This is a genomic window from Streptococcus sp. 27098_8_12 (assembly GCF_041432115.1).
GTDB classification, from domain to species: domain Bacteria; phylum Bacillota; class Bacilli; order Lactobacillales; family Streptococcaceae; genus Streptococcus; species Streptococcus parasanguinis_V.
In genome coordinates, this window is the sequence record NZ_JAPVZA010000034.1 from 1 (window position 1) to 2,500 (window position 2,500).

General features: G+C 49.2%; 1 tRNA gene and 2 rRNA genes (1 of these 3 cut by a window edge). All 3 read left to right on the top strand.

Annotated features, from left to right (window positions below):
* Positions 1-384: ribosomal RNA gene (locus O3629_RS10035) — 16S ribosomal RNA — on the top strand; the annotation flags it as partial.
* A 53-nt stretch (positions 385-437) separates the two neighbouring features.
* A tRNA-Ala gene (locus tag O3629_RS10040) sits at positions 438-510 on the top strand.
* Positions 511-633: 123 nt separating this feature from the next.
* A 23S ribosomal RNA gene (locus O3629_RS10045) occupies positions 634-2,500 on the top strand (it continues 1,033 nt past the right edge of the window).

The following is a 2,500-nucleotide window of genomic DNA, read 5'->3' on the forward strand; positions in this document are numbered from 1 at the left end:
TGCCGGTAATAAACCGGAGGAAGGTGGGGATGACGTCAAATCATCATGCCCCTTATGACCTGGGCTACACACGTGCTACAATGGCTGGTACAACGAGTCGCGAGTCGGTGACGGCAAGCTAATCTCTTAAAGCCAGTCTCAGTTCGGATTGTAGGCTGCAACTCGCCTACATGAAGTCGGAATCGCTAGTAATCGCGGATCAGCACGCCGCGGTGAATACGTTCCCGGGCCTTGTACACACCGCCCGTCACACCACGAGAGTTTGTAACACCCGAAGTCGGTGAGGTAACCATTTGGAGCCAGCCGCCTAAGGTGGGATAGATGATTGGGGTGAAGTCGTAACAAGGTAGCCGTATCGGAAGGTGCGGCTGGATCACCTCCTTTCTAAGGAAAAGGAAACCTGTACGTTGGTCTTGTTTAGTTTTGAGAGGTCTTGTGGGGCCTTAGCTCAGCTGGGAGAGCGCCTGCTTTGCACGCAGGAGGTCAGCGGTTCGATCCCGCTAGGCTCCATTAACACTGTAAGGGTGTTAAGATTGAACATTGAAAATTGAATATCTATATCAAATAGTAACAAGAAAATAAACCGAAACGCTGTAAATATTTAAAGAGTTTAGGTCGCAAGACCAAAAATAAGGTTAAGTTAATAAGGGCGCACGGTGGATGCCTTGGCACTAGAAGCCGAAGAAGGACGTGACAAACGACGAAATGCTTTGGGGAGCTGTAAGTAAGCGACGATCCAGAGATGTCCGAATGGGGGAACCCACTAGCTGATGGCTAGTACTCCTATCTGTTAAGGATAGGTAGAGGAAGACGCAGTGAACTGAAACATCTAAGTAGCTGCAGGAAGAGAAAGCAAAAGCGATTGCCTGAGTAGCGGCGAGCGAAACGGCAGGAGGGCAAACCGAAGAGTTTACTCTTCGGGGTTGTAGGACTGCAATGTGGACTTAAAGATTATAGAAGAATGACATGGGAAGGTCAGCCAAAGAGAGTAAGAGCCTCGTATTCGAAATAGTCTTTATACCTAGCAGTATCCTGAGTACGGCGGGACACGAGAAATCCCGTCGGAATCTGGGAGGACCATCTCCCAACCCTAAATACTCTCTAGTGACCGATAGTGAACCAGTACCGTGAGGGAAAGGTGAAAAGCACCCCGGGAGGGGAGTGAAATAGAACCTGAAACCGTGTGCCTACAACAAGTTCGAGCCCGTTAATGGGTGAGAGCGTGCCTTTTGTAGAATGAACCGGCGAGTTACGATATGATGCGAGGTTAAGTTGAAGAGACGGAGCCGTAGGGAAACCGAGTCTGAATAGGGCGAGTTAGTATTATGTCGTAGACCCGAAACCATGTGACCTACCCATGAGCAGGTTGAAGGTGAGGTAAAACTCACTGGAGGACCGAACCAGGGCACGTTGAAAAGTGCTTGGATGACTTGTGGGTAGCGGAGAAATTCCAAACGAACTTGGAGATAGCTGGTTCTCTCCGAAATAGCTTTAGGGCTAGCGTCGACATTAAGATTCTTGGAGGTAGAGCACTGTTTGGGTGAGGGGTCCATCCCGGATTACCAATCTCAGATAAACTCCGAATGCCAATGAATTATGGTCGGCAGTCAGACTGCGAGTGCTAAGATCCGTAGTCGAAAGGGAAACAGCCCAGACCACCAGCTAAGGTCCCAAAATAATTGTTAAGTGGAAAAGGATGTGGGGTTGCACAGACAACTAGGATGTTAGCTTAGAAGCAGCTATTCATTCAAAGAGTGCGTAATAGCTCACTAGTCGAGTGACCCTGCGCCGAAAATGTACCGGGGCTAAAACAATTTACCGAAGCTGTGGATACCTTTATAGGTATGGTAGGAGAGCGTTCTATGTGTGGAGAAGGTGTACCGTGAGGAGCGCTGGAACGCATAGAAGTGAGAATGCCGGTATGAGTAGCGAAAGACAGGTGAGAATCCTGTCCACCGTAAGACTAAGGTTTCCAGGGGAAGGCTCGTCCGCCCTGGGTTAGTCGGGACCTAAGGAGAGACCGAAAGGTGTATCCGATGGACAACAGGTTGATATTCCTGTACTAGAGTATGTAGTGAAGGAGGGACGCAGTAGGCTAACTAAAGCGTGCGACTGGAAGTGCACGTCTAAGCAGTGAGGTGTGAATTGAGTTAAATGCTTAATTCTATAACATTGAGCTGTGATGGGGAGCGAAGTTTAGTAGCGAAGTTAGTGACGTCACACTGCCAAGAAAAGCTTCTAGCGTTAATCATACTCTACCCGTACCGCAAACCGACACAGGTAGTCGAGGCGAGTAGCCTCAGGTGAGCGAGAGAACTCTCGTTAAGGAACTCGGCAAAATGACCCCGTAACTTCGGGAGAAGGGGTGCTGGCTTTATGTCAGCCGCAGTGAATAGGCCCAAGCAACTGTTTATCAAAAACACAGCTCTCTGCTAAATCGTAAGATGATGTATAGGGGGTGACGCCTGCCCGGTGCTGGAAGGTTAAGAGGAGTGCTTAG